Annotated in this window: 2 protein-coding genes; both read right to left on the reverse strand. The window is 36.8% G+C overall.

Annotated features, from left to right (window positions below; translation table 11 throughout):
• Window positions 1–624 precede the first annotated feature (624 nt).
• Window positions 625–837 (reverse strand): hypothetical protein, encoded by a 213-nt coding sequence (locus E1171_RS03185; RefSeq protein ID WP_155204011.1) that lies wholly within the window; start codon window positions 835–837, stop codon window positions 625–627.
• A gap of 220 nt (window positions 838–1057) precedes the next feature.
• On the reverse strand, window positions 1058–2428 hold the full coding sequence (locus E1171_RS03190) for a serine hydrolase domain-containing protein (RefSeq protein ID WP_155204013.1): 1371 nt from the start codon (window positions 2426–2428) through the stop codon (window positions 1058–1060).
• Window positions 2429–2646 lie beyond the last annotated feature (218 nt).

A 2646-nucleotide genomic window follows, 5' to 3' on the forward strand; every position in this document is an offset into this window, starting at 1 on the left:
ACTTTCCAGATACCATTTCCAATTTCCTCTGCTGCCACCTGTTTTTCTACTAGGCCTTGGGACATATAGACCCAATATTAAGACTTCTACCTTACTGATCCGTTTTGCGTTACAAACATCACTTTCATATTTGAGGGAAAATCATAGGATTGTATTTTTTCGGGGAATGGCCTGTTTGAAAAGGAGTGGGTTTTAGCCGGTGTTTCCATAACTAATGCTTCATGTGGCCTTTCATAATTATATTCATTTACAAAGTGATTTAATTTTCTTTATTAAGACTTTAAATTAGATGCAGATGGCATAACATAAGGGGCCTTTTAATTCCTTTGCATTCTTTCATGTCTTCCATTTTATTCCCGATGTGCAGGAACTGAAAATAAAGGTAAAATCTCCAGGTCTATAAACCTATAGGTGAGGCTGGTAAAATCTGTCCCATTATAGGACAGCATTCGTTTGGTTCAACCTGTCTGTCCGACGTTTACCGATGCCTAGCGGATACGGTTTTGTCCCTGCTATTTACACAGAAATAATTGGGAGAGAAGCCTCGGGCTTCTACGTTCCGCAAAAGTAACAATATTATGAAATTAGGCCCGCCATGTCTGCCACCTGATCTGCATCTCCGTATCATCTACGTTGAGGGCTTATAATCTGGCATTCTACCACCATTTTGGCACGATGCCTATTAGTCTCTTTTTCGCTCCATACGTCTCTCGCAGCAATTGCGGAATGTTCAAATGTATTTGTCATATTCACTAACACATGCCCTTTATCGGTTTTGAGACCCCGTAGATTGACTGTCTGACGACTTCCTGCTCCTTGCAAGGAACCTAAATCCAAAGCTTTGGCACATCTTAATTTGGAGGCTTTAACCAATTATAGATGCATCATAGATCAATTGTCCCGACAAGATATTGTTGGGAACACAAAAGGTTTTATCCAGGAATTTATATCCTTGTAAAACAATCACTAATACCACTTCGTGTAGTAACAGCTGGATGTATACTTCATTGGCTTCCCGCAGGGTGCCAATGAAGTATACATAGTTTTGTAGTTAGTTTTATTTATTTATTTTTTCCCCTGTAATGGTCTCTTTATCACTTTGGACAATTGAAAAGGATTTGACCTTACCGCTACTATCCTTTTTAAAAACAAACTGCAATTCAAAATCCATTGGGAAGAAGGTATCTTCAGATTGAGGATAAAGGGATAACTGCGGAATGCCAACTCCATCAATAACCAATGTTTTATCTTTTTTGTGAAAAGTAATTTTTCTTCCAAGTGATGACATATAATCACCGGAATATTTCTTCAACAAATCATCCGAAATTGATATAACTTCTGGAATTTCCCCTCCCCAATAAATTTTTTCAATTATTTCCTTTCCACTGTAGATAGATTCTTTGATTAATTTTTTACAAATAATGCTCCCATTATCTCCATTTGTCAGAACGATGATTCCGTTTTTGGACTTTGGTAATAAAATCAAAGTCGCTGCAACTCCTACATCTCCACCATCGTGATTGATTAGATATTCACCATTTGAAAGGTTACTTACCACAGTCCAACCCAAACCTTGATTTGCATTATTGTGAATTTTAGCCTGTGTTTTAATCATTTCAGAATACAAATTTGGCGAAAGTGAACTACCATCCATTATTTTTATACCAAAATTTGCCAAATCCTCTATGGTAACAAGCAGATCATCGGCAGCACTAACCCAATGAGTTTTATAATATTCGTTATGCGGATTGCCTTTTCCATCATACCATTTTGCAAATCTTATTGTGTCCTTATCTTCCAACCAGCTTAATGTCGCATCTTTCATATTCATAGGATCAAATACCAAAGAATCAATAAGATGGCTCAATTTAGAATTGAATTTTTTCTCTAATGCACTAGCTAAGTACTCAAAGCCTTCTCCGGAGTATTGGTAACGAGTTCCCGGTTCAAAATCAAACTTCAATTTTTTTGTGGGATGCATTCGTCTCCAGTTTAAAAAGCCAGTCGTATGACTTAAAACATGTCTTGTTGTTAATTTTAAAGCTAAAGGTTCGTTTTTCAAGTCAGGGTCTATCCAATATTTATGTAAGGGTTCATCCAAATCCCATTGACCATTATCCACTAATTTTAGCGTTGCAATAGCCACCATGGGTTTTGTTATGGACGCCACATTGAAAATTGTGCTTTGTGGGGCTTCCATTCCTTTTTGGTGCTCTCCGTATACTTTTGTTAATCGAATTTTTCCGTTTTCAATAAGACCAATAGCTACAGCCGGCACGTTGTATTCAACTTGCCATTCCGGGATCTTTTCATCTAATATAGTTTCAACATTTGAATTAAAGTCGGTTGATGTTTTTGACTGAGGTTCATTTTTCTGAGAATTCTTGCATGAAAAGCAAAGTAGTAGAATTAAAATGTATTTATGCATTTGTGTTAATTGTTATTAGTGTCAATGTTAGTTAATTCAGATCGCTTTAATGGCATACGTTGAGTGTATGTGTGGTGACGGATTTCGGAGTACTTCGCTATCAAACCGATATGATGTTGATGCGAGTCACAAACCTTGATATTTATCACTTTCCCTGCCATTACGTATAGCATAGATGTAAAAGCAGTAGTCTGCTAAGTTTGTATATCACAAAACAA

The organism is Xanthovirga aplysinae (assembly GCF_009711365.1).
Classification (GTDB): domain Bacteria; phylum Bacteroidota; class Bacteroidia; order Cytophagales; family Cyclobacteriaceae; genus Xanthovirga; species Xanthovirga aplysinae.

Coding starts and splice junctions, on each gene's coding strand:
- E1171_RS03190 (WP_155204013.1), bottom strand. CDS start 2,428: ATGCATAAATACATTTTAATTCTACTACTTTGCTTTTCATGCAAGAAT.